This window comes from Trueperella bernardiae (assembly GCF_030246965.1).
Classification (GTDB): domain Bacteria; phylum Actinomycetota; class Actinomycetes; order Actinomycetales; family Actinomycetaceae; genus Trueperella; species Trueperella bernardiae.
On sequence record NZ_CP127099.1, the window covers coordinates 1,485,125 to 1,510,084 of the forward strand.

The 24,960-nt window shown below is 66.8% G+C and carries 24 protein-coding genes; 7 read left to right on the forward strand and 17 right to left on the reverse strand.

From position 1 onward, the window contains the following. Window positions 1-11: 11 nt before the first annotated feature. The 3 genes from QPC17_RS06855 to QPC17_RS06865 form a co-directional block, all read right to left on the reverse strand. Entirely contained in the window at window positions 12-917 is a 906-nt protein-coding gene (locus QPC17_RS06855; protein WP_068538674.1) for a M23 family metallopeptidase, read from the reverse strand. Between the two features lie 198 nt (window positions 918-1,115). After that, window positions 1,116-2,144 (reverse strand): hemolysin family protein, encoded by a 1,029-nt coding sequence (locus QPC17_RS06860; RefSeq protein WP_062613430.1) that lies wholly within the window; start codon window positions 2,142-2,144, stop codon window positions 1,116-1,118. After that, window positions 2,141-3,442 (reverse strand): hemolysin family protein, encoded by a 1,302-nt coding sequence (locus QPC17_RS06865; RefSeq protein WP_062613429.1) that lies wholly within the window; start codon window positions 3,440-3,442, stop codon window positions 2,141-2,143. The genes QPC17_RS06860 and QPC17_RS06865 overlap by 4 nt, the downstream gene beginning before the upstream one ends. Window positions 3,443-3,684: 242 nt before the next feature. Between QPC17_RS06865 and QPC17_RS06870 the strand changes: the two genes are divergently transcribed. Together QPC17_RS06870 and QPC17_RS06875 are read left to right on the forward strand one after the other, a co-directional pair. Beyond that, a complete protein-coding gene (locus tag QPC17_RS06870) occupies window positions 3,685-7,416 on the forward strand; it encodes a multifunctional oxoglutarate decarboxylase/oxoglutarate dehydrogenase thiamine pyrophosphate-binding subunit/dihydrolipoyllysine-residue succinyltransferase subunit (protein ID WP_285347147.1) in 3,732 nt (1,243 codons plus the stop codon). A gap of 84 nt (window positions 7,417-7,500) precedes the next feature. Continuing rightward, window positions 7,501-8,088 carry a GDSL-type esterase/lipase family protein gene (locus QPC17_RS06875; RefSeq protein ID WP_082661162.1) on the forward strand — a complete coding sequence of 196 codons (588 nt, stop codon included), beginning with the start codon at window positions 7,501-7,503 and terminating at the stop codon, window positions 8,086-8,088. A 53-nt stretch (window positions 8,089-8,141) separates the two neighbouring features. Here the strand turns inward: QPC17_RS06875 and QPC17_RS06880 are convergent, their stop codons facing one another. From QPC17_RS06880 to QPC17_RS06940, 14 genes are all read right to left on the reverse strand, one after another. Next, entirely contained in the window at window positions 8,142-8,855 is a 714-nt protein-coding gene (locus QPC17_RS06880; RefSeq protein WP_251769180.1) for a C40 family peptidase, read from the reverse strand. Between the two features lie 48 nt (window positions 8,856-8,903). After that, window positions 8,904-9,131 (reverse strand): hypothetical protein, encoded by a 228-nt coding sequence (locus QPC17_RS06885; RefSeq protein WP_101923637.1) that lies wholly within the window; start codon window positions 9,129-9,131, stop codon window positions 8,904-8,906. Window positions 9,132-9,135: 4 nt separating this feature from the next. After that, the gene (locus QPC17_RS09640; protein ID WP_099981265.1) at window positions 9,136-9,210 is read right to left on the reverse strand and encodes a 50S ribosomal protein bL37; all 75 of its coding nucleotides are present in this window, start codon (window positions 9,208-9,210) and stop codon (window positions 9,136-9,138) included. Window positions 9,211-9,268: 58 nt separating this feature from the next. Next, window positions 9,269-9,562, reverse strand: a complete 294-nt coding sequence (rsrA, locus tag QPC17_RS06890) for a mycothiol system anti-sigma-R factor (RefSeq protein ID WP_062613425.1) — start codon at window positions 9,560-9,562, stop codon at window positions 9,269-9,271. Beyond that, complete coding sequence (locus QPC17_RS06895) at window positions 9,562-10,161, reverse strand: sigma-70 family RNA polymerase sigma factor (RefSeq protein WP_070446454.1); 600 nt, start codon at window positions 10,159-10,161, stop codon at window positions 9,562-9,564. The genes rsrA and QPC17_RS06895 overlap by 1 nt, the downstream gene beginning before the upstream one ends. A 53-nt stretch (window positions 10,162-10,214) precedes the next feature. Continuing rightward, window positions 10,215-11,381: an N-acetylglucosamine-6-phosphate deacetylase gene (locus QPC17_RS06900; RefSeq protein WP_285347148.1), complete on the reverse strand. Its 1,167-nt coding sequence runs from the start codon at window positions 11,379-11,381 to the stop codon at window positions 10,215-10,217. After that, window positions 11,378-12,154 carry a glucosamine-6-phosphate deaminase gene (gene nagB / locus QPC17_RS06905; protein WP_285347149.1) on the reverse strand — a complete coding sequence of 259 codons (777 nt, stop codon included), beginning with the start codon at window positions 12,152-12,154 and terminating at the stop codon, window positions 11,378-11,380. Before nagB ends, QPC17_RS06900 begins: the two co-directional genes overlap by 4 nt. A gap of 16 nt (window positions 12,155-12,170) precedes the next feature. Continuing rightward, window positions 12,171-12,842: an N-acetylmannosamine-6-phosphate 2-epimerase gene (locus QPC17_RS06910; protein WP_062613421.1), complete on the reverse strand. Its 672-nt coding sequence runs from the start codon at window positions 12,840-12,842 to the stop codon at window positions 12,171-12,173. Next, window positions 12,843-13,769 carry an ROK family protein gene (locus tag QPC17_RS06915; protein ID WP_285347150.1) on the reverse strand — a complete coding sequence of 309 codons (927 nt, stop codon included), beginning with the start codon at window positions 13,767-13,769 and terminating at the stop codon, window positions 12,843-12,845. A gap of 9 nt (window positions 13,770-13,778) precedes the next feature. Then, complete coding sequence (locus QPC17_RS06920) at window positions 13,779-14,693, reverse strand: dihydrodipicolinate synthase family protein (protein WP_062613419.1); 915 nt, start codon at window positions 14,691-14,693, stop codon at window positions 13,779-13,781. 9 nt (window positions 14,694-14,702) lie between these two features. After that, window positions 14,703-15,506 (reverse strand): ABC transporter ATP-binding protein, encoded by an 804-nt coding sequence (locus QPC17_RS06925; RefSeq protein WP_062613418.1) that lies wholly within the window; start codon window positions 15,504-15,506, stop codon window positions 14,703-14,705. Next, window positions 15,503-17,584 (reverse strand): dipeptide/oligopeptide/nickel ABC transporter permease/ATP-binding protein, encoded by a 2,082-nt coding sequence (locus tag QPC17_RS06930; RefSeq protein ID WP_062613417.1) that lies wholly within the window; start codon window positions 17,582-17,584, stop codon window positions 15,503-15,505. The genes QPC17_RS06925 and QPC17_RS06930 overlap by 4 nt, the downstream gene beginning before the upstream one ends. Before the next feature lie 3 nt (window positions 17,585-17,587). Then, on the reverse strand, window positions 17,588-18,541 hold the full coding sequence (locus tag QPC17_RS06935) for an ABC transporter permease (RefSeq protein ID WP_062613416.1): 954 nt from the start codon (window positions 18,539-18,541) through the stop codon (window positions 17,588-17,590). A 133-nt stretch (window positions 18,542-18,674) separates the two neighbouring features. Beyond that, complete coding sequence (locus tag QPC17_RS06940) at window positions 18,675-20,255, reverse strand: ABC transporter substrate-binding protein (RefSeq protein WP_062613415.1); 1,581 nt, start codon at window positions 20,253-20,255, stop codon at window positions 18,675-18,677. 64 nt (window positions 20,256-20,319) lie between these two features. Here QPC17_RS06940 and QPC17_RS06945 point away from each other — a divergent pair, with 64 nt between their 5' ends. From QPC17_RS06945 to hisN, 5 genes are all read left to right on the forward strand, one after another. Further along, the gene (locus QPC17_RS06945) at window positions 20,320-21,081 is read left to right on the forward strand and encodes a FadR/GntR family transcriptional regulator (RefSeq protein ID WP_062613414.1); all 762 of its coding nucleotides are present in this window, start codon (window positions 20,320-20,322) and stop codon (window positions 21,079-21,081) included. A gap of 166 nt (window positions 21,082-21,247) precedes the next feature. Further along, on the forward strand, window positions 21,248-21,715 hold the full coding sequence (locus QPC17_RS06950) for a DoxX family membrane protein (RefSeq protein ID WP_062613413.1): 468 nt from the start codon (window positions 21,248-21,250) through the stop codon (window positions 21,713-21,715). Next, on the forward strand, window positions 21,712-22,983 hold the full coding sequence (gene aroA, locus QPC17_RS06955) for a 3-phosphoshikimate 1-carboxyvinyltransferase (protein WP_101923634.1): 1,272 nt from the start codon (window positions 21,712-21,714) through the stop codon (window positions 22,981-22,983). The genes QPC17_RS06950 and aroA overlap by 4 nt, the downstream gene beginning before the upstream one ends. Further along, the gene (gene rsgA / locus QPC17_RS06960; protein WP_070446464.1) at window positions 22,970-23,986 is read left to right on the forward strand and encodes a ribosome small subunit-dependent GTPase A; all 1,017 of its coding nucleotides are present in this window, start codon (window positions 22,970-22,972) and stop codon (window positions 23,984-23,986) included. Before aroA ends, rsgA begins: the two co-directional genes overlap by 14 nt. 111 nt (window positions 23,987-24,097) lie before the next feature. Then, window positions 24,098-24,895, forward strand: coding sequence for a histidinol-phosphatase (gene hisN / locus QPC17_RS06965; protein WP_062613410.1), 798 nt, complete (start codon window positions 24,098-24,100; stop codon window positions 24,893-24,895). Window positions 24,896-24,960 lie beyond the last annotated feature (65 nt).

The following is a 24,960-nucleotide window of genomic DNA, read 5'->3' on the forward strand; positions in this document are numbered from 1 at the left end:
GCCTGCGCTCGCTAGCACATATCGGACAGATCGACCGCGCCGAAGTCCTCCAGAGCCTTGATCGGGTCCAGCAGGTTATCCTGCCCCGTAGTCTCGATCTCGTGGCCCGTGTGGACCTCGAAGTGCAGGTGCGGGCCGGTGGACCAGCCCTTCGAGCCGACGTCGGCGATGTGCTGGCCGGCCCTGACCTTGTCACCCTTCTTCACGTGCACCCCGTCGTCGTACATGTGGACGTACCAGGTGGTGTATTCCTTTCCATCGATCACGTGGGCGATGACGATGAGGTTCGACGAGCGTCCTGCAATACCCTCTCCCGCGTAGACGACCTCGCCGTCGGCCATCGCGTAGATCGGTGTGCCGGCCGGGGCTGCCATATCCTGGCCCAGGTGGAAGGATGAGGTGTAGGAGATCGGGTCAATGCGCAACCCGAAGGGCGAGGTGAGGCGGTAGGTGCCCGCCGCCATCGGCATGACCACCAGGTCGGATTCGGACTCGAAGGCCGAGGCGAGCGAGTTCGCTCCCCCGCGCAACTCGCACTGGATGGCAGCCCCCGAATACGTGCGTTCGAAACCACGATAGCGGGCCGAGTCCGCCGCGCCGCTCGTCTTCTTCAGGGTGTCCGGGACCGTGGGCTGCGGGGTGGCCACCGTGGAGGTGGCCAGGTTCTGCGCGCCCTGGACGGCCGAGGCGGAATACAGGCTGCCGAATAGGATGCCGGTGACTGCGGAGCCGGCGACGACGGCGCTGAGCACGCCTGCCGTGGCGGGATTCTTCGCCTCTTTGAAGAGCCGGCGGAAGAATGAGAGCTCCTTGGTGGCCCGCGGAGCAACGGGCGGGAGCTCGATCACTTCAGTGACCTGGACGTCGCGAAGTTGAGCTTCGCGGGCGAGCCGGAGATCACGGCGCGATGGTCGCACAGTTTCACGCTCAGCCAATCCGGCCCCTCCTCTTTCTTGTGCGCACAATATCGGGAAAACCCCGGACATCTCCCAATGATAACGGTTTGATAACGCTACCGCGAGCAGTATTCACAACCTCGGGACTGAACTCCCTATGATGTGAGCCACTGCCGGTGAAGTCTCACTTGTCATGGTCACGAAATGGTCGCGGCGGCGCTACTTCTGCATGGCGTCGCGAACCTCGCCAATCAGCTCCTCAATCACATCCTCGAGGAAGAGCACGCCCCGCACCTCGCCGTCCACCACCACGCCCGCCAGGTGAGTGCCGTCCTTCTGCATGGAGCGCAGAGCCGTCTCGATCTCGTCCTTCGAATCCACCTTCGACATGGTGCGGATCTTCCACGGCGCCAGCGGCGCGTTCCGCCGCCCGGGCGCCACGTCGATGATGTCCTTGAGGTGGACGTAACCGACAATCTCGCCGCCCTCCTCAACCGGGTAGCGCGAAAACCCGTGCTGGGCGATCTCTGCCTCCAGCTCGGCCGGGGTGGTCTGCGGCATGACCATGACTAGCTGCTCGGTTGCCACCATGAGGTCGCCAGCCGTGTACTCGGAGAACTCGAGGGCGGAGGAGATGAGGCCGACGTCCGCGTCGAGCACGCCTGCATTCTTCGAGGCCTGCACGATCGATGCCACCTCGTCCACCGTGAACGCTGCGCCCACCTCGTCCTTGGGCTCGAGCCCGAAGACGCGGATGATGTGGTTGGCGAACCAGTTGAGGGAGAAGACCACCGGGTGGAAGATCTTCGAGACGAACACAAGCGGGGGCACCAGGATATAAGCCGCCCGCTCGGGGGTGGTGACCGACAGGTTCTTCGGCACCATCTCCCCCAGCACCACGTGCAGATAGACCACCAGCGCGAGCGCCAGCACCAGCGCGATCGGGTGGAGGAACGACGCGGGCACGCCCGCCGCCTCGAGCGGGCCCTCGATCCAGTGCGCGATCGCCGGCTCCGAGATCGCGCCGAGCGCCACCGAGGCGAGCGTGATCCCGAGCTGGCAGGTGGCAAGCATAAGGGTGACGTTCTCCAGGGCGTAGATGACGGTCTTGGCCGACTTCTTCCCCGCGTCCGCCAGCGGTTCCACCCGCGAGCGCCGGGCGCCCATGACCGCGAACTCGCCGCCCACAAAGAACGCGTTGGTCAGCAGGAGCAGGCCCGTGACAAGGAGTGCCATTCCGATGCTCATTCGTCCACCCCGCAAATCCGCACCTGTTCGATGCGTCGGCCATCCATGGTGGCAACCACCGCGCGCACGCCGTCTTCCTCCACCTCGTCCCCTACCTCGGGCATCCGCCCGAGCCGGGCCATCATCCAGCCGCCCACGGTTTCCCACGGGCCCTCGTCCGGCACGTCGAGCCCGAGCTCGCGGGCCACCTCGTCCGGGCGCATGAGGCCGGGGATCATCCAGCTACCTCCAGAGACGATATGCGTGCGCACGCGGCGCCGGTCGTGTTCGTCGGCCACGTCGCCCACGATCTCCTCCACCGCGTCCTCGAGGGTGACGATGCCCGAGGTACCGCCGTATTCATCGACGACGACAGCCATCTGCAGCCCCTCGGCGCGCAGCTGCACGAGGAGCGGGGCGAGCGCGATGGTCTCGGGCACGCGCGTGGGTTCGACCAGCAACGACGACGACGTCACGCGCACCTGCCCGCGCGCCTCGTAGGGGATCGCCACCGCGCGGCGCAGGTGGACGAAGCCGCGGATGTCGTCGAGGTCCTCGCCGATGACGGGGAAGCGGGAGTGTCCGGTCTCGGCAGCGCGCGCGATGACGTCGGCCGCCGTGTCGTCCACGTGGAGGGCGGCGACCCGCCCGCGGTCGGTCATGACGTCCACGGCGGTCAGCGCGCCGATGTCGATCGAGCGGGTGAGCAGACGGGCGGTGGGCAGGTCGAGCGTGCCCTCCTCCGCCGAGTGCCGCACGAGCGCGGCGAGCTCGGAGGCCGAGCGCGCACCCGAGAGCTCCTCGGCCGGCTCGATGCCGAACTTGCGCAAGATCCAGTTCGCGGTCTCGTTCAGCAGCACGACCACCGGCTTGAACACCGCCGTGAAGATGCGCAACGGGAGGGAGACGAAGGCGGCGGTGGAGAGCGGCTCGGCGAGCGCCATGTTCTTGGGGATGAGCTCACCGAACAGCATGGAGGCGACGTTAATGATGATGAAGGCCAGCGTCGCGGCGGTGCCGACCGCCGCTGCGGGCGCCAGGCTGCCCAACAGGCCAGAGAAGAAGTGTTGCAGCGGGGCCGTGGCCACGTAGCCGAGCAGGATCGTCGTCATCGTAATGCCCACCTGGCACGAGGACAGCTGGAGGGAGAGGTGATGCAGGGCCTTTTGCACGCGCCCGGCCTTCGCGTCCCCCGACTGGGCGCGGTCATCGATCGTGGCTGGATCCAGGGCGACGAGCGAGAATTCGGCGGCAACGAACAGGGCGTTGCCCGCAATAAGTACAAGGGCAAGACAAAGCAATATGAGATCAGTGGCCACGGGCCACCTCTTGTCGTCCTTCCATACCCACCATCGTAACCCACCGCCTGGGCGCGCTGCGGCCCCGCCCTCGCCCACAGGGGAATTCTTGAATCATCACGGGAGTTTTCTTGACGCTAAGAGATTTTGACCGGCGAAAACACCCCGATTTGAGGCCAGTTTTGGGACTTTGCTCCCCCGTGCGAAAGAAAGATCACTAGGCTTGGATACATCGGTCATCCAACGAACAAGTGAGGCAGACAGTGTCGTCAACCAACTCCGATGATTTTGGCGCGAACCAGGGTTTTATCGAAGATCTTTACGCGGCATACCTTCAAAACAAGGACGGGGTCGGCCCCCAGTGGGCCGAGATGTTCCGTAGCTGGGAAGCACAGGGCCGCAAGCCTGCGGGCGCGGCGAGCGAGGCCGGCGTCGTGAACGCCCCGGAGCCGAAAAAGGAAGTGACGCCCGCCCAGCGCGCCGTCCACTCCCAAGCCGATCGCGCTTCCACCCCCACCACGAACGTCACCCGCTCCGACCTGCCCCCGCAACCGCGCGCCGCGGCCGCCCCCGCCATCACCCCCTACGCCACGTCCTACTCCCTCCGCCCGGCCAGCGCCGAAGCGGACATGGACCCCAAGGCCAAGGACGTCACGGCCCTCAAGGGCGGGGACCGCGGGCTGGCGAAGAACATGGACGCCTCACTGTCCATCCCCACCGCCACCTCGCTGCGCGCCATGCCCGCGCGCGTCATGTTCGACAACCGCGCCGTCATCAACCGTTACCTCGCGGCCACCCGCGGCGGCAAGATCTCCTTCACCCACCTCATCGCCTACGCCATGGTCGAATCGCTGGCCGAAATGCCAGAGATGAACGTGGCCTACTCGATCGAGGATGGCAAGCCGTCCCTGGTCGAACCCAAGCACGTCAACCTGGGCATCGCGATCGATGTCGCCAAGCCCGACGGCACACGCACGCTCGTCGTTCCCTCAATCAAGGCCGCCGAGACGAAGACGTTCTCCGAGTTCGTGGCCGCCTACGAGGAGCTGGTAGACCGCGGGCGCGCGGGCAAGCTCACGATCGAGGATTACCAAGGCACCACCGCCACACTCACCAACCCCGGCGGGCTCGGCACCACCGAATCCGTGCCGCGCCTCATGGTCGGCCAGGGGCTCATCGTGGGCGTCGGCTCCATGACCTACCCGCCCGAATTCCAGGGCACCGCCGATGAGACGATCGCCCGCCTGGGCGTGTCGAAGGTGGTCCACATCGGCTCCACCTACGACCACCGCGTCATCCAGGGCGCCACCTCCGGGCGCTTCCTGCGCCTCATGGAAAACAAGTTGCTCGGCGAGGATAGCTTCTACGAGCGCGTCTACCTCTCGTTGCGCGTGCCCTACACGCCCGTCGTGTGGGAAAAGGACATCGAGTACGACGCCGAACGCGAACTCGGCAAGCCCGCCCGCATCGCCGAACTGATCCACGCCTACCGCTCGCGCGGCCATCTCATCGCGGACACCGACCCGCTATCCTTCCACCTGCGCCGCCACCCGGACCTGGAGATCGGCTCCTACGGGCTCAGCCTGTGGGACCTCGACCGCTCCTTCCCCACCGGCGGCTTCGCCGGCACCAGCCACCTCACGCTACGCCAGATCCTCACCAACCTGCGCGAGGCCTACTGCCGCACCGTGGGCATCGAGTACATGCACATCCAGGACCCGGTCCAGCGCAAGTGGTTCCAGGAACGCCTCGAGCACACGCCTGAGGCCACCACGCCCGAACAACGCGTGCGGATCCTCGAAAAGCTCAACCAGGCCGAGGCCTTCGAGGTCTTCCTCCAAACCAAGTACGTGGGACAGAAGCGCTTCTCGCTCGAAGGCGGCGAGTCCCTCATCCCGGCCCTCGATTCGATCCTGGACGGCGCCGCCGACGACGGGCTGCACGAGGTCGCCATCGGCATGGCCCACCGCGGCCGTCTCAACGTGCTGACCAACATCGCCGGCAAGTCCTTCGGCCAGGTCTTCTCCGAGTTCGACGGGGTGATGGACCCGCGCAAGCCGGGCTCGGGCGACGTCAAGTACCACCTCGGCACCGAGGGCACCTACACCTCCGCCCGCGGCGACCAGGTGGGCGTATACCTCGCCGCGAACCCGTCCCACCTCGAGGCAGCCGACGGCGTGCTCGAGGGCGTGGTGCGCGGCATGCAGGACCAGCTCGACGACGACGGCGGCGCCGTGGTCCCCCTCCTCATTCACGGCGATGCGGCCTTCTCCGGCCAGGGCGTGGTCACCGAGGTGCTCAACCTCTCCCAGCTGCCCGCCTACCGCACCGGCGGCACCATCCACATCATCGTCAACAACCAGATCGGCTTCACCACCGCCCCGTCGAACTCGCGCTCCTCGCGCTACACCACCGACATCACCAAGGGCCTGCAGCTGCCGATCTTCCACGTCAATGGAGACGACCCGGAGGCCGTGTGCCGGATGGCCCGCATGGCCTACGACTACCGCATGCAGTTCAAGAAGGACGTCATCCTCGACATCATCTGCTACCGCAAGCGCGGCCACAACGAAGGCGACGACCCGTCGATGACCCAGCCGATCATGTACTCCCTGGTGGACGAAAAGCGCACCACGCGCCAGCTATACCAGGAGGCCCTGCTCGGCCGCGGCGACATCTCTGACGAGCAGGCCGCCAAGGTGGAGGACGACTTCCACGCCCTACTCGAGAAGGCGTTCCAGGACGCGCGCGAGGCGGAGAAGAAGGCCGAAAACGACGAGGCCGACGCCGCCGACGCGCTCGGCATGCCCGCCTCCCAGCAGGAGGACGCCGGCACGATGGTCGGCTGGACCACCGCCGTCTCCCCCGAAATCCTCCAGCGCATCGGCCGGGCCCACACCACCCCGCCGGAGGGCTTCACCCCGCACAAGAAGATCATGGCGCTGTTCGACAAGCGCAACAAGATGGCCCACGAAGGCCACATCGACTGGGGCTTTGGCGAACTGCTCGCCTTCGGCTCCCTCCTCATCGAGGGCGTGCCCGTGCGCATGTCCGGCCAGGATTCGCGCCGCGGCACGTTCACCCAGCGCCACGCCGTGGCCCACGACCTGGTGACGGGCGAGGAGTGGACGCCGCTCATGAGCCTGACCGAAGACCAGGCGCGGTTCAAGATCTACGACTCGGCCCTCTCCGAGTACTCGATCATGGCCTTCGAGTACGGCTACTCGGTGCAACGCCCAGACGCGCTCGTGCTGTGGGAGGCCCAGTTCGGCGACTTCGCCAACGGCGCCCAGACCGTGGTGGACGAGTTCATCTCCTCCGCCGAACAAAAGTGGCACCAGACGGCGTCGATCGTGCTGCTGCTCCCCCACGGCTACGAGGGCCAGGGCCCGGACCACTCCTCGGCCCGCATCGAGCGCTACCTGCAGCTGTGCGCGGAGGACAACATGATCGTGGTTCAGCCCTCCACCCCGGCAAACTACTTCCACATGCTGCGCGAACAGGCCTACCGCCGCCCGCGCAAGCCCATGATCGTCTTCTCCCCCAAGCAGCTCCTGCGCCGCAAGGGCGCGGACTCGATGGTGGAGGAGTTCACCTCGGGCACGGTGCAAAAGGTGATCGGCGAGACCCAGGAGCTCGGCACCGTGGATCGGGTGCTGCTGTGCACCGGAAGGATCTACTACGACCTCATCGAGGAGCGTGCCAAGAAGGGCGATGACCGCACCGCGATCATCCGCGTCGAGCAGCTCTACCCCAACCCGGTGGAGGAGCTTCGCGCTGAGCTCGACAAGTACCCGAACGCCGAGGTGTTCTGGGTGCAGGACGAGCCCGCCAACCAGGGCGCCTGGGCGCACTTCGCGCTCGACATGTTCGTGGAGCTCGACCGCGGTATCACGCGCATCTCGCGCCCGGCCGCCGCCTCGACAGCCGCGGGCATGATCGGCCGCCATCGTATCGAGGCCGAGGAGCTCATGCGCCAGGCCTTCGCGCGGTAATGGCGCGATAACACCGAGATATTGCCGACCACGTGGCCCCTGCCTTCGGGTGGGGGCCACGTACTCTATAATGGGCGTGTGAGCATCCGAGTATTCTTCGTAGGCGACGAACTGGTGGCGGGCTACGGCGATGCCCGCGCCCTGGGCTGGGTGGGGCGCACCATCGCGCGCTCCCCAAGCGACCCACCCCTCATGCCGATCTCGCTCGCCTATCCCGGCGAAACCACCGACCGGCTGGTGTCACGCTGGGAGGCTGAGGTGCTCCCCCGCCTCGATCGCGACGCCGACAACCGCCTGGTGGTTGGCCTCGGTTCACACGACCTGTCGGTCACCTCAACTTCGCGCTCTCGCCTGTACCTGGCCAACATGCTCGACACGGCCGTGCGCCGGGGCATGAGCCCCTTCGTGGTGGGCCCGCCGCCGCGGCTCAACATCGCTGCCCGCGACCAGGCCGAGCTCACCCGGGCCTTTTCCGAGGTGTGCGAGAGGCGCCAGATCCCATTCGTCGACACCTACAATCCATTGCGCGATCACGAACAGTGGCTGACTGACATGGCCACCTCCGCCGACTCCTACTGCCCCCGCCAGGCCGGCTACGGCCTCATGACCTGGCTGGTGCTCCACAAGGGCTGGCACCGCTGGCTGGGCATCGAGCCGCCCACGGCCGACTAGCACGTTGAAAGGGGGAGCGCGGATCGCGCTCCCCCTCTTCAGTTCAGTGCGTCTTAGCCGACGCGGATGTAGATCGGGTTACCGTAGATCGGCCCCTCCATGACGCCCGTGGCAGGGTTGCGGGCCGCGATGTGCTGGCCATTGCCGGTGTAGATGCCCACATGGCCGGGCCACCACACGAGGTCACCAGGCTGGGCCTCCGCGGCGGAGACCTGCTGGCCGGCGTACAGCTGAGAGCCAGACGAGCGCGGCAAGGAGATGCCGGCTAGCGCGTACACGTAGGAGGTGAAGCCCGAACAGTCAAAGCCGGCGGGCGACGTGCCGCCGTAGACGTACGTGGAGCCGGCGTAGGAACGCGCGATTCCCACAATGCCGGAGGCTGCCGGGGCGGGGGCCGCGGCAGGCTCTGCGTAGGTGGCTTCGGTCGCCGCCTCGGAGGAGTCCGCGCGGGCGGTCTGCGCGGCCTGGGCGGTCTGCGCGGTCTCGACGGCCGGCGCGGCAACGGCCGGGCTCTCGGCCTCAACAGTCACGGCCTCGAACTGCCACTCACCCTCGGCGGTGGTGGCCAGCGACGCGGAGGAAGCTTCAGGGGCAACGACCGCAGGGGCAACGGCCTCAGGCCGGGCCGCCGGCTCGGCCTCGGTATCAGCGAAAGCGATAGGGGCAACCATACCCACCATGGTCGATGCCGCGAATGTGGACGCGGTGGTGATGCGAGTAGCGGAGTGGTTGCGCTGCTTGATCACGCGACGATCGGCACGAGACATGAGGCTCCTTGTCAGACAATCATTTGATAACGAAACCATAACAAAGGATCACAGCAGGATCACACCATCGTCCACACCTGTGGACGACTTCACAGGCCCGCCCGCGGGCGAATATATGCTGGCCGATTGAAGAGTTTTGGACGATTCCGGGCCGATCTGCTCATATACGAAGATCACCCTGGAATCGTCCAGTAAATTCAAACCGGCGGCAAGCCGGCAGGAAACCCAGCGGAGAAACCCGGGCAAAAAGAAATGGCCGGAGACAACTCCGACCATTTACCTAGGCGTTGGGGCGCTTGCCGTGGTTCGCACTCTTCTTCTTGCGATCCTTGCGCTTCCGTCCACGCTTCGACATGTTTACTCCTCCGGTAGATAGGTCTCAAGTGTATCTTTTCAGCCGGTATCCTACCAACCTACTCGCCAACGATGTGTGTGATCTTCGTACGCAAAGACTCGGGCGCCTCCTGGGAGCAGCACCCGCGGCGGATCACCTTGCGCACCACGATCTCCTCCTCGATCCTCGCCGCGCACGCCCTACACGTGGCGCCGTGGCGGAGAAGGCGGCGGGCGTCATCGTCGGAAATCTCGTCATCCACCAGCTCGAAGAGGTGGTCGAGCACCTCCTCACAGCCGCACTGGGCGCACGTGCACTCCCCGTGGCAGGTGCAGGCCTCGAGTTTGGACATGAGCTCGTCAAACTCCTTCATCACACGTTCTCCTTGACATATCCCAGATCGCGCGCGTAGTCGCGCAGGGCCTCACGCAACTGGGTGCGGCCCCGGTACAGGCGTGACATGACGGTCCCGATCGGGGTGCCCATGATGTCCGCGATCTCCTGGTAGCTAAAACCCTCCACGTCGGCCAGGTAGACCGCCGTACGGCGCTCGTCCGAAAGCTGGTCGAGTGCCTGCCGGATATCCTCGTTCGGCAACAGTTCAAGCGCGAGCATCTCGGCGGACTCCAGCCCGCGCGAGTGGTGGAACGAGGCCTTGTATTCCTGCCAGTCCTCCACCTCGGCCGCGGCCTCCTGGGGCCGGCGTTGGCGCTTGCGATAGGAGGAGATGAAGGCGTTGTTGAGGATCCGGTACAGCCACGCCTTGAGGTTGGTGCCTGGCGTGAACTGGTGGAAGGAGGCGAAGGCCTTGGCGAAGGTCTCCTGGACGAGGTCCTCGGCGTCCTGCTGGTTGCGGGTGAGCCGCAGGGCTGCGCCGTAGAGCTGGTTGAGGTAGGGCATCGCGTCGCGCTCAAAGCGGGCGGTGCGCTCCTCGGGCGTCTCCTCGACCGTCATGGCATCTCCTCCATCCATCACCGGGGCAAACGCACAAGGCGCCGCGGTCTATTCCCGCGGCGCCCTGTGAGCTACCTTGCTACGCCCTCCCGGACGATCGTGGTGACCTCCAGGTCTTCGGTGAAGACGACGGCATTCGCCGGCTCCCCCACCTTCCACTCGAGGGTCACGCCCGGGTCGGCTTGGGTCAGCCCGACGGCGTGGGCCGGGGCTCCCACCCCGCACCGCACGGCGGCCTCCATGTCGAGGCACCCGCCGCGGACCATCCGCTGGACCTCCTCGGCCACGCGAGCAGTGCCGCCCGCAATGGCGCCGTTGCGCGAAAGCCGCGCGACGCCGTCGACAATATCCACATCCTGCCCGCCGAGCACGTACTTGCCGTCCGGCATGCCCGCACCTTCCATCGCGTCGGTCACGAAGACAACGCCGAGCGGGTTCTCTCGCTGGATGAAGGTAACGACGTCGGCGACCAGGTCGGGGTGGACGTGGACCGTGTCGGCCACGAGCTCGACCACCGCCTCTCCCCTGCGCGCCGCCGCCATGAGCTCGCGGACCGGGCCCGGGGCGCGGTGCCCGAGCGGGGGCATCGCGTTGAACAGGTGAGTGGCCATCTGCGGCGGCTTAGTAAAGCCGATCTTCGCGGCGTAGGCCGAGGTGGCCTCGATGACCGCGCGGGTCTGCTCTTCGTCGGCCGAGGTGTGACCCCACGAGGGCACGGCCCCGTAGTCGAGGAGCAGCTGGGCGGCCTCGATGGCGTTGTCCACCTCAGGCGCGATCGTCATCGTCTTAATCCAGCCCTTGCCGGCCTCGAGCCACCCACGCAGCTCATCCAGATCCGGCATACGGATCGCGGCCGGGTTCTGGGCGCCACACTTGGCGGGCGAAATGTAGGGGCCCTCCAGGTGGATGCCCACCAGCTTGCCCTCCTCGCACGCTTGCGCCAGCCCCTTGATCGGGGTCAGCGTGTCAATGAGCGAGACGGTGGAGGCGATGAGCGCCGTCGTGCCGAAGGAGCGGTGGGCCTCGACGGCCTTATCCACGCCCTCGGCGCTCGGGTCGTCGGGGAAGGAGGCCCCGCCGCCGCCGTGGCAGTGGACGTCGATAAAGCCCGGTGTCACCCAGCCCTCCACGCCCTCCTCCACGGGGAAGACCTCGGCCACGACGCCGTCCTCCAAGCGCACGCCCGAGCCGACGATCTTGCCGTAGCCGTTAAGGAGCTTGCCGCGAAGCTCGATCACTTGAGGACCTCCCAGCGCGTGCGGTACATGTCGGTGTTCGTCAGCTTCGAGGCGGCCGCCTCGTCACAGAAGACGACGACCGACGGGTGCATCTGCGTGATCGACGCCGGGCAGGAGGCCGAGATCGGGCCCTCCACCATGCCGGCGATCGCGTCGGCCTTGTTCTCGCCGCGAGCGATGAGGAGCAGGTGCTTGGCCTCCATGATGGTGCCCAGGCCCTGAGTGACGCACTTGTCCGGCACCAGGTCAAGGTTGCCCTCGAAGAAGCGGGCGTTGTCCTTGCGGGTCTGGTGGGTCAGCGCGTCCACGTGCGTGCGCGAGACGAGCGAGACGCCCGGCTCGTTGAAGCCGATGTGGCCGTTGGCGCCGATCCCCAGGATCTGCAGGTGTACCCCGCCGTTGTCGCGAATGTCGGCGTCGTAGGCCTCGGCCGCCGCGTACGGATCGTCGGCCTGACCGTTCGGCGTGTGGAGGTTGTCCTCCGTCAGGCCCGTTTTTTCATCCCCCACGAGCTCGGTACGCAGCACGTTGCGGTAGGCCTCCGGGTGGGCCGGGTCGATGCCGACATACTCATCGAGCGCGAAGGCCTTCGCGTCCGCGAGCGTGAAGTCGCCAGTGGCGTGGGCCTCGCGCAGCTGGGCGTACAGCCCGAGCGGGGTGGAGCCCGTAGCGACGCCGAGGTTCTTCGGCTCGGCGCCCTTCATCGTGTTCATCAGGTAAGCGGCGGCAGCCTTGGCAAGTTCCGTCTCGTCGCTGAAAATTCCGATCTGCATGTTTCTTCTCGCTTTCTTAACTGATGGCATCTGCAAACCACGACGTGATCGTGGTCGGGTGGGTAATGGCCGTGCCGACGACGACCGCGAAGGCGCCCGCGTCCATGACGGCCTTGGCGTGCTCGGGCGTGTGAACGCGGCCCTCGCAGAAGACCGGCAGGTCGGGGAAGGCGGTCACGATCTCGCGCAACAGCTCGAGGTCCGGGCCCACACTCTTCGGGCGCTCGCCCGTGTAGCCGGACAGGGTGGTCGACAGGATGTCGGAGCCAGCCTCGGCCGCCATCACCGCGTCGTCAAACGAGCCGCAGTCGGCCATGACGAGGGCGTCGTCCTTCTTCAGCTCGGCCACCGTCTCGGCGTAGGTGCGCCCGTCAGGGCGGGGGCGGCGGGTGGCGTCGATCGCCACGATGTCCGCACCGGCCATGATGCAGGCGCGCGCGTGGCGCAGGGTGGGGGTGATGTAGACGCCGTCGTGACCCTCTTTCCACAGGCCGATGACAGGCACGTCCACCTGCCCCTTGATAGCGGCGATGTCTGCCAGGCCCTGGCAGCGGATCGCGGCGGCGCCACCACGCTCGGCCGCGAGCGCGATCTGTGCCATGGTCTCAGGGTGGCGCATAGGCTCGCCCGGGTATGCCTGCGCGGAGACGATCAGGCGCCCGCGCAGCGATTCGATGAGCTGATGCATTTAGACTTCTTTCCTCATGAAGTTGATCGCCGCCCCGTACAGGGGCGCGGCGGAACCGAGTTCGCCGAGCTTGATCGGCACGGTGGCGACCGGGTCCATTGCGCGCGCAACAAATCCCGCGTAAACATTTTGCCACCATTCCTCCCCCGAGCGCGTCATCGAACCGGAAAGAACAATGACGGAGGGGTCGATACAGTTGGCAAGCGTGGCGAGCGATTCGCCCGTGGCGTAAGCCGACTCGTTGAAGACGGCCCGCGCCAGCTCGTTGCCGGATTCGGCGAGGTCCTGGAGCTCCTTGCCGTTGGTGACCTCCGGGTCGGAGGCGCCGCGGCGGGAGTTGTACCAGTTCGTGATCCCATGCCCGGAAGCGATGGCCTCAATGTGGCCGGTGCGCCCGCACGAGCAGGGCATGCCCTCGGCCAGGTGGTGGTGGATGTGCCCGTAGTGGCCGGACAGGAAGTGATCACCAAAATCGATCTGGCCATCGCGGATGAGCGCGCCCCCGATCCCGGTGCCGAGCGCCATCGACACCACCGACGTCGCCCCCTTGCCCGCACCCATGACGGCCTCGCCCAGCCCGTGGGCGTGGACGTCGTTGATGACGTGGACGGGCAGGCCCGTGGCCTGGGACAGCATCTCCCCCAGGCGCGTCCCGGCCCATCCGGGCATCGTGTTCGTAGCTGAGACGATCGCGCCCGTGGCCGGGTCGACCACACCCGCGCTGGCGATTCCGATGCCGAGGAGAGAGCGGTTAGCACACGCATCCACCACCATGTCGCGGATGCGCCGTGCCACATCGGCACCGCCAGCGCGAGCGAGAGTCTTCATGGATTGGCTTTCGCCGACGCACAGGTGCTCGGCGTCGGCGAAAGCCCAACCCACCTTGGTGCCACCAATATCGATCGTCAGGATCTCGGCACCAGCCATGGTCCCCTCCTAGTTGAGATGCCCGGTTTCCCGGAGCACGCGGGCCACGGCCTCCACGTTCTCACCCTCAAGAGCGAGGACGGGCTCGGGCATCGTGTTCGTCTCGAACACGCCGAGCAGCATGAGCGCCGTCTTGAAGGCGCCGACGCCGGCCGCGAAGCCCACCTCACCAGAGGCAACCTGGACGATCCGCATGAGGCGGGTCGCCTCATCCTGCAGCTCGCGCACCCGGCCCCAATCGCCGGCCTGGTAGGCGCGCCACTGCTCGACGAAGATGACCGGGTCAACGTTCGCCAGGCCCGGCACCGAACCGTCCGCGTGGGACATGTAGGCGCCGTCCACCACGACCTCGTGCCCGGTGAGCAGGGCCAGGTCAAGGCTCTCCTCGTCACGGGCCTGGGCCAGGAAACGGAAGGAGACGTCGTCGCCGGACGAATCCTTCACGCCCGCCAGCACGCCCTCTCGGGCGAGCTCGAGGATGAGCGCCGGGGCGAGCTTGACGTGCACGCACACCGGAATGTCGTAGGCGAACAGCGGCAGGTCCACCTCCTCGTGGACGAGGCGGAAGTGACGCTTGATCTCCTTCGGGCCCAGGATTGCGTAGAAGGGGGCGGTGGCGACGATGGCGTCGGCGCCGAGCTCCTTGGCCACGCGAGCGTGCTCAATCGTGCGCTTGGTGGTCATGTCGATGACACCGACCAGCACGGGCACGCGGCCCGCCACGATCCGCACGGCGTTCTCGATGACCTCGCGGCGGCGCTCATCGGTGGAGAACACGACCTCGCCGGAGGAGCCGAGGACGAACAGGCCATCGACTCCGGCGTCGATCATGCGGTTAATCGAACGCTCAAACGAGGCGACGTCGAGCGCGCCGTCCGCGGTGAGCGGGGTGACAACGGGAGGGACAACTCCACGGATTTTCATTGGTCTTCCTTACAGTTGAGGATGGAGAAGCGACGGTGCCGCTCCGAGCAGTTTCTTGGTGTAGGGGTCCTTCGGGTTGGCCAGGAGCTCCTTCGCCGGGCCCTCCTCCACGACCTTGCCCTTGTTCATCACCGCAATGCGGTCGGAGATGTAACGCACGGTCTGGATGTCGTGGGAGATAAAGACCATCGCGAGCCCCAGCTCGTTCTTCAGGTCCATGAGAAGGTTGAGGATCTGGGCGCGCACCGACACGTCGAGGGCCGACGTCGGCTCGTCGGCAATGATCGCGTCCGGGCGCAGGGCGAGCGCGCGGGCGATCGCCACGCGCTGGCGCTGGCCACCGGACAGCTGGCCGGGAAGCGCGTCGAGTGCCGACTGCGGCAAGCCCACCTGGGCGATCAGCTCCTCCACGCGGGCGTCACGCTCGGCTTCGGTGCCGATGTCGTGGACGCGCAGCGGGTCGAGTAGCTGGTCACGCACGTGCATGCGGGCATTCAGCGCGGTGGCCGGATCTTGGAAGACGACCGAGACGACGCGCCCGATCTTCCGGCGGTCGGCAGCCGAACGCTTCGTCACCTCCTCACCCTTGAAGAAGACCCGGCCCGTGGTGGCCTCCTGCAGGCCACACATGACGTTCGCGGTGGTGGATTTGCCACACCCGGACTCGCCCACGATGCCGAGCACCTGGCCGGGCATGACCTTCATCGACACCCCGTCCACCGCGTGGACCTTGGTGGGGTTGAAGATAGTGCCGGCGCGGGTCTTGAAGATGACGTGCAGGTCGCGCAGTTCGATGATCGGGGTCTCGCTCATCGTGCTTCTCCCTTCGCTTCAGTGTTCTGCCCCGCCGGGACACCGGGCTGGGCAGGGGCCGGGTAGCCGGCGTCGGTCCAGGCCGAATCCGGGATGGCGGCGTAGTAGTGGTCGCGTCCGGGGATCTCCATGCGCAGCGGCGGGGTGGTGAGCCCGACGTCGGGGTGCGAGGAGCGCGGCGCGAAACGGTCGCCCGCCGGGAAGTCCTTCGGCGACGGGACCGTGCCGGGGACCTGGTGGAGCCTGTCGGCGCCCGCCTCGATCGAGAGCACCGAGCCGAGCAGGCCACGGGTGTACTCGTGGACGGGGTGGGTGAGCAGCTCCGAGGCCGGCGCCTGCTCGACCACCTGGCCGGCGTACATGACCGTGATCTTGTGGGCGACCTCGGCCACGAGGGCCAGGTCGTGGGAGACGAAGACCATCGCAAATCCGAGCTTCTCGCGCAGGTTGTTGAGCAGCTCGATGACCTGCTTTTGCACCGTCACGTCGAGGGCGGTGGTCGGCTCGTCGGCAATGATGAGCTTCGGGTCGCGGGTGAGGGCCATGGCGATGAGCACGCGCTGGCGCTGGCCGCCGGAGAGCTCGTGCGGGTAGGACTCGAGCGTGCGCTTCGGGTCCAGGCCCACCAGCTCCAGCAGCTCCTCGGCGCTGCGGGTGCCGCCGCGCGAGGTCAGCTGCTTCATCTGGCTGCGGATGAGCATGGCCGGGTTGAGCGAGGACAGGGCGTCCTGGTAGATCATCGCCATCTCGTTGCCGAGCAGCGCCTGGCGCTCCTTGGCGCTCATCTTCAGAAGGTCCTTACCCTCGTAGAAGATCTCGCCGCTGATCTCGGCGCGCGGGTCGATGAGGCCCATGACCGTGAGCGCGGTGATCGACTTACCACAGCCGGACTCGCCCACCAGGCCCATCGTCTCGCCCTTGCGGACCGAGAAGTTGACGTGGTCGACCACGTTGATGTCGCCGTGGCGCGGGAACTTGATCGACAGGTTGCGCACCTCCAGCAGCGGCTGGCCGGTGGCGGTGGCGACGAAGCGGTCCGTGCGCTTGGACTCGACCACCTCGAGCTGATCGAGGCGAGCCTTGAGCGATTCGGCCTGGGCGGCGTAGGCGAGGCGTGGGTCGAGCAGCAGCTTGTCCTGCTCGCGGGCGCCCGTGACGGCCTCGACCTTCTGGGCCGACGACGGCGCCGCCACCATCGCGTCGGTAATACCTTCGGACAGGATATTGAGGCATAGCACCGTGAGCATGATGAACAGACCCGGGAAGAGCGCCGTCCACCACATGCCGAGCAACACCGACAGGTTCGACGACGCGTCCGACAGGACGTTACCCCAGGTGGGGACCATCGTGGACTGCAGGCCCGAGCCGATGAAGGTCAGCGAGGCCTCGAGGATGATCGCGTCAGCAACCAGCACGGTGGCGAACACGAGGACCGGGGCGGCCGTGTTGCGGGCCACGTGACGGATGAGGATCCAGGGTGCACGCGCACCGGAGACGATGACCGCGCGCACGTAGTCCTCGCCGTAGGCGCTCATGACGTTCGCACGAACGATGCGGGCCAGCTGCGGGATGTAGACGAAGGCGATCGAGCAGATGATGACGATTACCAGGCCCACCACGTTGTCCGGCTCGAGGCGGCGGGAGAAGACTAGCACCATGACCGCGGCCATTGCGATGCCGGGGACGGCCATGATGACGTCCATGATGCGCATGATCACTTCGCCGATCCACTTGCGCGACACGGCGGCGACCGCACCGATGAGGGCGCCGAAGACCAGTGCCACGAGGGTGGCGGCGATGCCGATGATGAGCGAGAAGCGGCCACCGTAGAGGATGCGGGACAGGATGTCACGGCCCACGTGGTCCGTGCCGAACGGGTGCTCGCCTCCGGGGGCGAGCCACTGGCCGCCCAGCTCGTTGGGGTTGTAGGGGGCGATCAGCGGGGAGAGGAAAGAAATGATGAAGATGAGGATGAGGAACACCATGGCCAGGCGCGCGCCGAGCGACATGTTCTTGATCCGCGAGAAACGGGCTCCGGGCGCCGTGACCTTCTCGAGCTTCTTTTTCTTGGAAGTCATCTGTTACACCGACCTAATACGCGGGTTGATGAGGAGGTAGAGCATGTCAACCACAATGTTGACGATGATGAAGGAGATCGCGACCACGAGCGCGCCGCCTTGCACGAGGTTGACCCAGTTGTTCTGGATGCCGAGGATGAGCACGCGGCCCATGCCCTGCAGGCCGAAGATGATCTCGATGACGACGGCGCCACCCATGAGGTAGCCAACGCGCAGGCCGAGCACGGTCACCGGGGTAATGAGGGCGTTGCGCAGAACATTGCGGCCGATGACGACCGAGCGCGGGATGCCGGCGCCGAGTGCGGTGCGCACGTAATCCCTATCGAGCTCTTCCACCATGGAGGTTCGCACCACGCGGGTCATCTGGCCGATCACGGGGACCGCCAGGGAGAAGGCGGGAAGCAGCATGCGCATGAACCATCCGCCAAAGTCTTCGCTCATCGCGGGCAGGCCACCGGAGACGGGGATCGAACCGCCCACGAAGGCCAGCACCAGGAGGGAGGCGAGCCAGAAGGACGGGGTGCCGATGCAGATCACCGAGAAAACGCGGATGACCTGATCTGGCCAGCGGTCGCGGTAGATGGCGGCGAGGATGCCGAGCGGGAAGGCAACGAGGATAGCGATGATGAGGCCGAAGAAGGTCAGAGACAGGGTGACCGGGAGTGCGCCCATCACCATGTCGGACACGCGGTTGGTTTCGCCGACGCCGTAGATGCCCAGGTCCCCCTGGAACATGTTGATGACATAGTTGCCGTACTGGATAAAGAAGGGATCGTTGAGGCCGTGTGCGACGCGGAACTCTTCCAGCGCCTGCGGCGTCGCGAACTCGCCGAGAGCCGTGTAGGCCGGGTCGATCGGCGAGAGAGACATGATGAAGAAGACGAGCAGGGTCACGCCGATCACCATGATGGGTAGCGCGATCAGGCGCCGCCCGAGAAGTCTGAGCAGATTGTTCATCTGTATTTCCTCTTCCGACGAGGGAGGGCTGAGGTCAGTGCGCACCTATGTGCGCTGGCCTAACTGGCTGAGGGTGCAAAAAGTGGAGGGTAGGCGGAAGGACCTACCCTCCACTCTTTGACTCGAATGGATGTTACTTGACCGAAGCGCCGACAAGGTTGAGGCCGGTGGTGCCAATACCGTGGGCACCCACAACCTTATCCCCGTTGATGCCGGTGATCATCGTGCGGTGGAAGAGCGGGAAGAGCGGAGCCTCATCGGCGATAAGATCCTGCGCCTCGCCCCACAGCTTCTTCGCTTCGTCACCAGAGGCCTGCTCGGCACCGGTCACGATCTCGGAGAGCTTGGCGAACTGCTCGGGCGCGGAGTTGGCCCACTGCGTACGCTTCTGGGTCCACACGTTGTCGCCGTACCACCAGTTGATGATGATGCCCGGGTCGGAACCGAAGACCGACGGATCGCCCGGTGCGAGGGCGACGTCGAAGGTCGGGTTGTCGACGTCGGCGAAGTTCGCGTAGAGGTCACCCGAGGCCATCGACTGAACGTTGACGGTCAGGCCAGCGGCCTCGAGATCCTGGCGGATCTGCGGGGCGAGGTTGGCGATCCACGGGTGATCGGTGGTGATGAGGGTGATCTCCTTCAGGCCGGCGGCTTCGAAGGCAGCCTTAGCCTTGGCCGTGTCATAGGTGAACTGCTCGGCAGCCTCCTTGTGCATCGGGTTGGCAGCGGGCAGGAAGGAGGTGGCAACGGTCGCGTCGCCGCCCATCACGTCGTTGACCAGCTTCGCACGGTCGATCGCGTAGTGGAAGGCCTTGCGGACGTCCTTGTTGTCGAACGGAGCCTTGGAGGTGTTGAACATCAGGAACGGGTTGTTGTAGCCCGGAACCTCGTCCAGGGTCCAGCCGGCGGCTGCGAGCTGATCCTTGGTGGCCGACGGGACGGTCTCCATCACGTCGATGGTGCCACCGAGGGCGGCAGCCAGACGGGCCGCGTCGTCCTTGAGGACATCCCAGTGGATCTTCTCAACGGTGGCGGGCTTGGAGCCATTGTAGTGCTCGTTCGGGACGGCCTCGATCGCGGTGTTGGTGATCGACTCGTACTTGTACGGGCCGGTGCCGATCGGCTTGGCGGTCATCTCTTCCTGCGTGGAGGCCGCGGGGACGATCTTCACATCGACAAAGCGCTCAGCGACGGCGGCGAAGGGGTACTTCGTCTTGATCGTGATCGTCTTGTCATCCTTCGCCTCGACCGAATCGACGAAGCTGAAGAACTGCTTGTAGATCGAGGTGTCGGCCGTCGTGCGGGCATAGGACTCGAGCACGTCAGCCGTGGTGACGTCGGTGCCATCCGAGAACTTCGCGCCGTCGCGCAGGGTGACCTCGTACTCGGTGTCCGAAACCTTGACCGGATCGCCGGCAGCCAGGGCCGGGAAGAGCTCGTAGTTGGACATGTCGAACTCGTACAGACCCTCAACGACGTGCCAGTTCGCACCCATGGCCAGAGCCGAGGAGGTGGTGGACGGATCGTAGTTCGTGGTCTCGTAGGCGACACCCAGGTTCAGCTGACCGGACGGGGCCCCACCTGTGGAGGTGTTCGAATCGGTGGTCCCGGACGATGACGGCGTCTGCGAGCTTCCTCCGCCACAGGCGGCCAGGGCGAGCGTGGTGGCGGCAGCGACAGCCGTCAACTTCGCCCAGCGCTTTGTAGAACGCATGTTGTTTCCTCTCCATTGAGTTAAATGTGAAGCGCCAACGCTTCTCATCGGGTACACTCATCGTATGTTGTCTGACAAGTCCGCGCAAGTGCTTTTAAGTAAGTACTCCCCGACAACGATGCCGGGGAAGAGCGCCATTCCAACCACGAACCGCTCATCAGCCACGATCGATGCCGTCAAGTCCTATATCATCCAACACGACCTCAAGCCCGGAGATCCGCTTCCCACCGAAGCGGCCCTGTGCGAGGCGCTCGGCGTTTCGCGTTCCTCCGTGCGCGAGGCCCTGCGCAAGCTCGAGGCGCTCGACATCATCCGCGTCCACCAGGGCCGGGGCTCCTTCGTGGGCGACATGTCGCTCGAGCCGATGGTCGAAACCCTCGTGTTGCGCTTCGCCCTCGACCGGGCCTCGGGCACGGAGTCGCTGCGCCAGGTGGTCTCCACGCGGCGCTTCCTCGACCTGGGCGTCGCCGTTGCGGTAACCACCGCGATGAAAGGCACCGCCAACCCGGAGCTGCACCGGCTGGTTGAGCGCATGGTGGAGAAGGCCTCCCGCGGGGAGCGGTACATGGAAGAGGACAGCGCCTTCCACAACGGGATCATGGCCTACCTGGATAACGAGCTGATCTCCCAGCTCAACGCGGCGATGTGGCTCATCCACCAAACCTTCATCCCCGATCTGGACGTGGAACAGGACGACGGGCTGCTCCAGACCGCGCGCGCCCACGAGCGCATGCTCCTCACGGCCGAGGCCGGCGACGAGGCGGCCTACCGCCAGGCGGTCATCGACCACTACGCCCCGCTCGCCGACATCCTCGAGATGAGCTAACCGCCGCGCGGCACGAAGGCGGACCCGTGGCGAGCCGACAAAGGACGGCGTCGCGCAGGCCGGCAAGGGGCGACGCCGAGCGGGTCTGTTCGCGCGTGATGGCGCTGTGTCCGGACAGTGTCGGCGCGGTCGATTAGACTGGACACACAGACGAACGGAGGACCTCATGCTTTCCACTCTTGCCCGCCCGCTGCTCGCGGCGCCCTTCGTGGCCGCCGGTATCGACGCGATCCGTAAGCCCGCCGGCCACCGTGCCGCCGCCGAACGCATCCTCGGGGTGCTCGAGCGGGCGGGCGTGCCCACGAAGGACATCCCGGTTGACGTGCTGACCCGCGTCACGGGTGCGGTCTTCACTGTTGCCGGCGTTTCGCTCGCGCGCGGGCGCATGCCGCGCTCTACCGCCCTCATGCTGGGCGCGATGCAGATCCCGATGTCGCTGGGCCGCAACCCGTTCTGGGAGCAGTCTGGGCCCGCGCGTCGTGCCTCTCTTTCGGCGCTGGTTGCCGACGCCGGCCTCATCGGTGGCGCCCTCATCGCCTCGACCGACCGGGGCGGCAGGCCCTCGCTCGGCTGGCGCGCCTCCACGTGGGCGAAGGACGTCTCCGAGAACGCCCACATCGGTACCAGCCGGTGACGTGGCCGGCCCCCGCGTCGGGCCCTGCCCACGCCACGTTCTCCATCCCCGGCTCGAAGTCGCTGACGAACCGGTACCTCGTGCTTGCCGCCCTGGGCGATGAGCCGACCGTGATTCGCCACCCGCTGGTGGCGCGCGACACCGAGCTCATGGCCGGCGCCCTTGAGGCGCTGGGCGCGCGGGTGGTGCGCGGCGGCGATGCGTGGCGCGTGGAGCCGGGCCCGTTCCGGGGCGGGCGCATCGAGTGCGGGCTTGCCGGCACGGTTATGCGCTTCATTCCGCCGCTCGCCGCGCTGGCGGGTGATCCCGTGGTTCTCGACGGCGACCGGGCGGCCCGTGTGCGGCCGATGGGCGCGATCGTGGAAGCACTGGGCAGGCTCGGGGCGCGCGTGGAAGCCGGCGAGCACGAAGGCTCCCCCGTTTTGCCACTGACCGTGCACGGGACTGGCCGCGTGGCCGGCGGCCAGCTCGATATCGACGCCTCGGCCTCCTCCCAGTTTGTTTCCGCCCTGCTGCTCGCCGCGCCTCGGATGGAGCGCGGCCTCGACCTGCGCCACGTGGGCGCTAGCCTCCCGTCGGCACCGCACATCGCGATGACGGTGGAGGTCCTACGCGAGGCGGGGATCGAGGTCGTGGACGAGGGGCAGCGTTGGGTGGTCTCCCCCGGCGTACCCAGACTGGGCGAGGTGGCGATCGAGCCAGACCTTTCGAACGCGGGGGCATTCCTCGCCGCCGCGATGGTGACCGGCGGAACCGTGCGCGTGGAGCGCTGGCCGGAGGCGACCACGCAGCCGGGGGATGCCTACCGTCGGATCTTTACCCAGATGGGCGGGCGGGCGCGCCTGGAGGGCGGCACACTGGAGCTGACCGGGCCGGAGCGCATCGTGCCGTTTGATGCCAACATGAAGGACGTGGGCGAGCTCGTGCCAACCGTGGCCGCCGTCGCCGCGTTTGCCGACGGCACGTCGCGCCTGCGCAACATCGGCCAGCTGCGCGGGCATGAGACGAACCGGCTCGCGGCGCTCGTGACCGAGCTTGGCCGCGCTGAGATTTCGGCCCGCGAGGAGGGCGATGACCTGGTGATCGAAGGCGGGGCCGGGCGCCCCGCCACGTTCGACACGTACGACGACCACCGGATGGCCACGTTCGCCGCGCTCCTCGGGCTACGCCTGGAGGGCTCGCGCGTCCAGAACGTGGAGACGACAGCGAAGACACTGCCGGGCTTCGTTGCGATGTGGGAAGGGGCGTTCGGGCATGTCGAGGCGTGACATCGGCACGGACGACCACCGGGTGCGGGTGCGCCCGGGCAAGGGCTCGCGCCCGCGCACGAAGATCCGGCCCGACTACAGCCAGGCCGCGCGCGCCCGAGTCTACCGGGTGGATCGCGGGCGCTATCACGTCACGCTCGAGGACGGAACAAAGGTGACGGCCGTCAAGGCCAAGGAGCTGGCACGCGGTGCGATCGTGGTGGGCGACATCGTGGCCCTCACGGGCGACCTGTCGGGTCGGAAGGACACGCTCGCCCGGATCGTCCAGGTGGACCCGCGCAAGACGGCCCTGCGGCGCACGGCCGAGGAGTCGGAGGCGGCAGGTACCGAGCGGGTCATCGTGGCGAACGCCGACCAGCTGGTCATCGTCATGGCGCTCGCCCAACCCGAGCCGCGCCCCGGCATGATCGACCGCTGCCTCGTAGCCGCCTACGACGCCGACATGCACCCGATCCTGCTGCTCACCAAGTCGGATCTGGCCAGCCCCCAGGCGCTGCTCGACCTGTATGCCGACCTCGACCTCGACATCTACACCTCCACGATCGACGAGAAGCGCGAGACGTCGGACGTGGGTGAGATTGCCGCTGCGCTAGAAGGCCACGTGTCGGTGCTGGTGGGGCACTCGGGGGTAGGGAAGTCGACGCTCATCAACGCACTCGTGCCGAGCGCCGAGCGCGAGACCGGGCACGTGAACGAGGTGACGGGACGCGGGCGGCACACGTCGACGTCGGCGATGGCCTTCGGCCTCGAGGGCGGCGGCGTGGTCATCGATACGCCAGGCGTGCGCACGTTCGGCCTCGCGCACGTCGAGGCCGAGGACCTGCTGCGCGGGTTCCCGGATCTGCGCGAGGCGGCCGAAGACTGTCCGCGCGGTTGCCCGCACGAGCCCGGCGCGCTCGAATGCGCGCTCGAAGAGGTGGAAGGCGAGCGGCTCATGGCCCGTGTTGAGTCCTTCCACCGCCTGCTCGATTCACGCCAGAAGATGGACCCCCACTGGGCCTAGCCACACCGGGCGGGCCTGGTGGCCGGGGCGTAACCGGCATGGCGGCGTCGTGCGCGGGGCTCGATGGGCGCGCGGGGCGTGCGAAAGCCAATCAGCGGCTATGCTTGGGGCATGCAACCACGTTACGCCGATGACCTGCAGGTGGCCCTCGGGATCGCCGACCGGGTCGATGTCCTTACCCTCGAGCGCTTTCGGGCCGCCGACCTGCGGGTCGAGACCAAGCCCGACATGACCCCCGTCTCTGACGCCGACCGCGCCGCCGAGCGCCTCATTCGCGACATGTTGCGCCAGTTCCGTTCGCGCGACGGCGTGACGGGCGAGGAGGAGGCCCCGGTGGAGGGCCTGTCGGGGCGGCGGTGGATCATCGACCCGATCGATGGCACGAAGAATTACGTGCGCGGCGTGCCGGTGTGGGCCACGCTCATCGCGCTGGAGGACAACGGGGCGATCGTGCTCGGCATCGTCTCAGCCCCAGCGCTCAAGCAACGCTGGTTTGCGGCGAAGGGCCTGGGAGCCTACGCGGGGCGGTCGGCGGCTGCGGCGCGGCGCATCCACGTGTCGCAGGTGGGGCGGGTCTCAGACGCGTCGCTGTCCTATTCGTCGCTGGATGGCTGGTCGGATCGCAACCAGCTGCGCGCCTTTTTGCGCCTGGCTCAGACCTGCTGGCGCACGCGCGCCTTCGGCGACTTTTGGTCGTACATGCTGGTGGCCGAGGGCGCGGTGGATATCGCGAGCGAGCCGGAGCTCAACCTGTATGACATGGCCGCGCTCGTGCCGATCGTGACCGAGGCCGGCGGGCGCTTCACTTCGCTCGAGGGCGAGGATGGGCCGTGGGGGCACAACGCGATCGCCACGAACGGCCACCTTCACAACCCCGCCCTCGAGATCCTCAATTCCGTGCGGGATTAAGCGGTTTCTGCCGCCGGCGGGGCGTGCGGAGAAAAAGTTGTCGGAGGGGACCGCTAGCCTGAAGA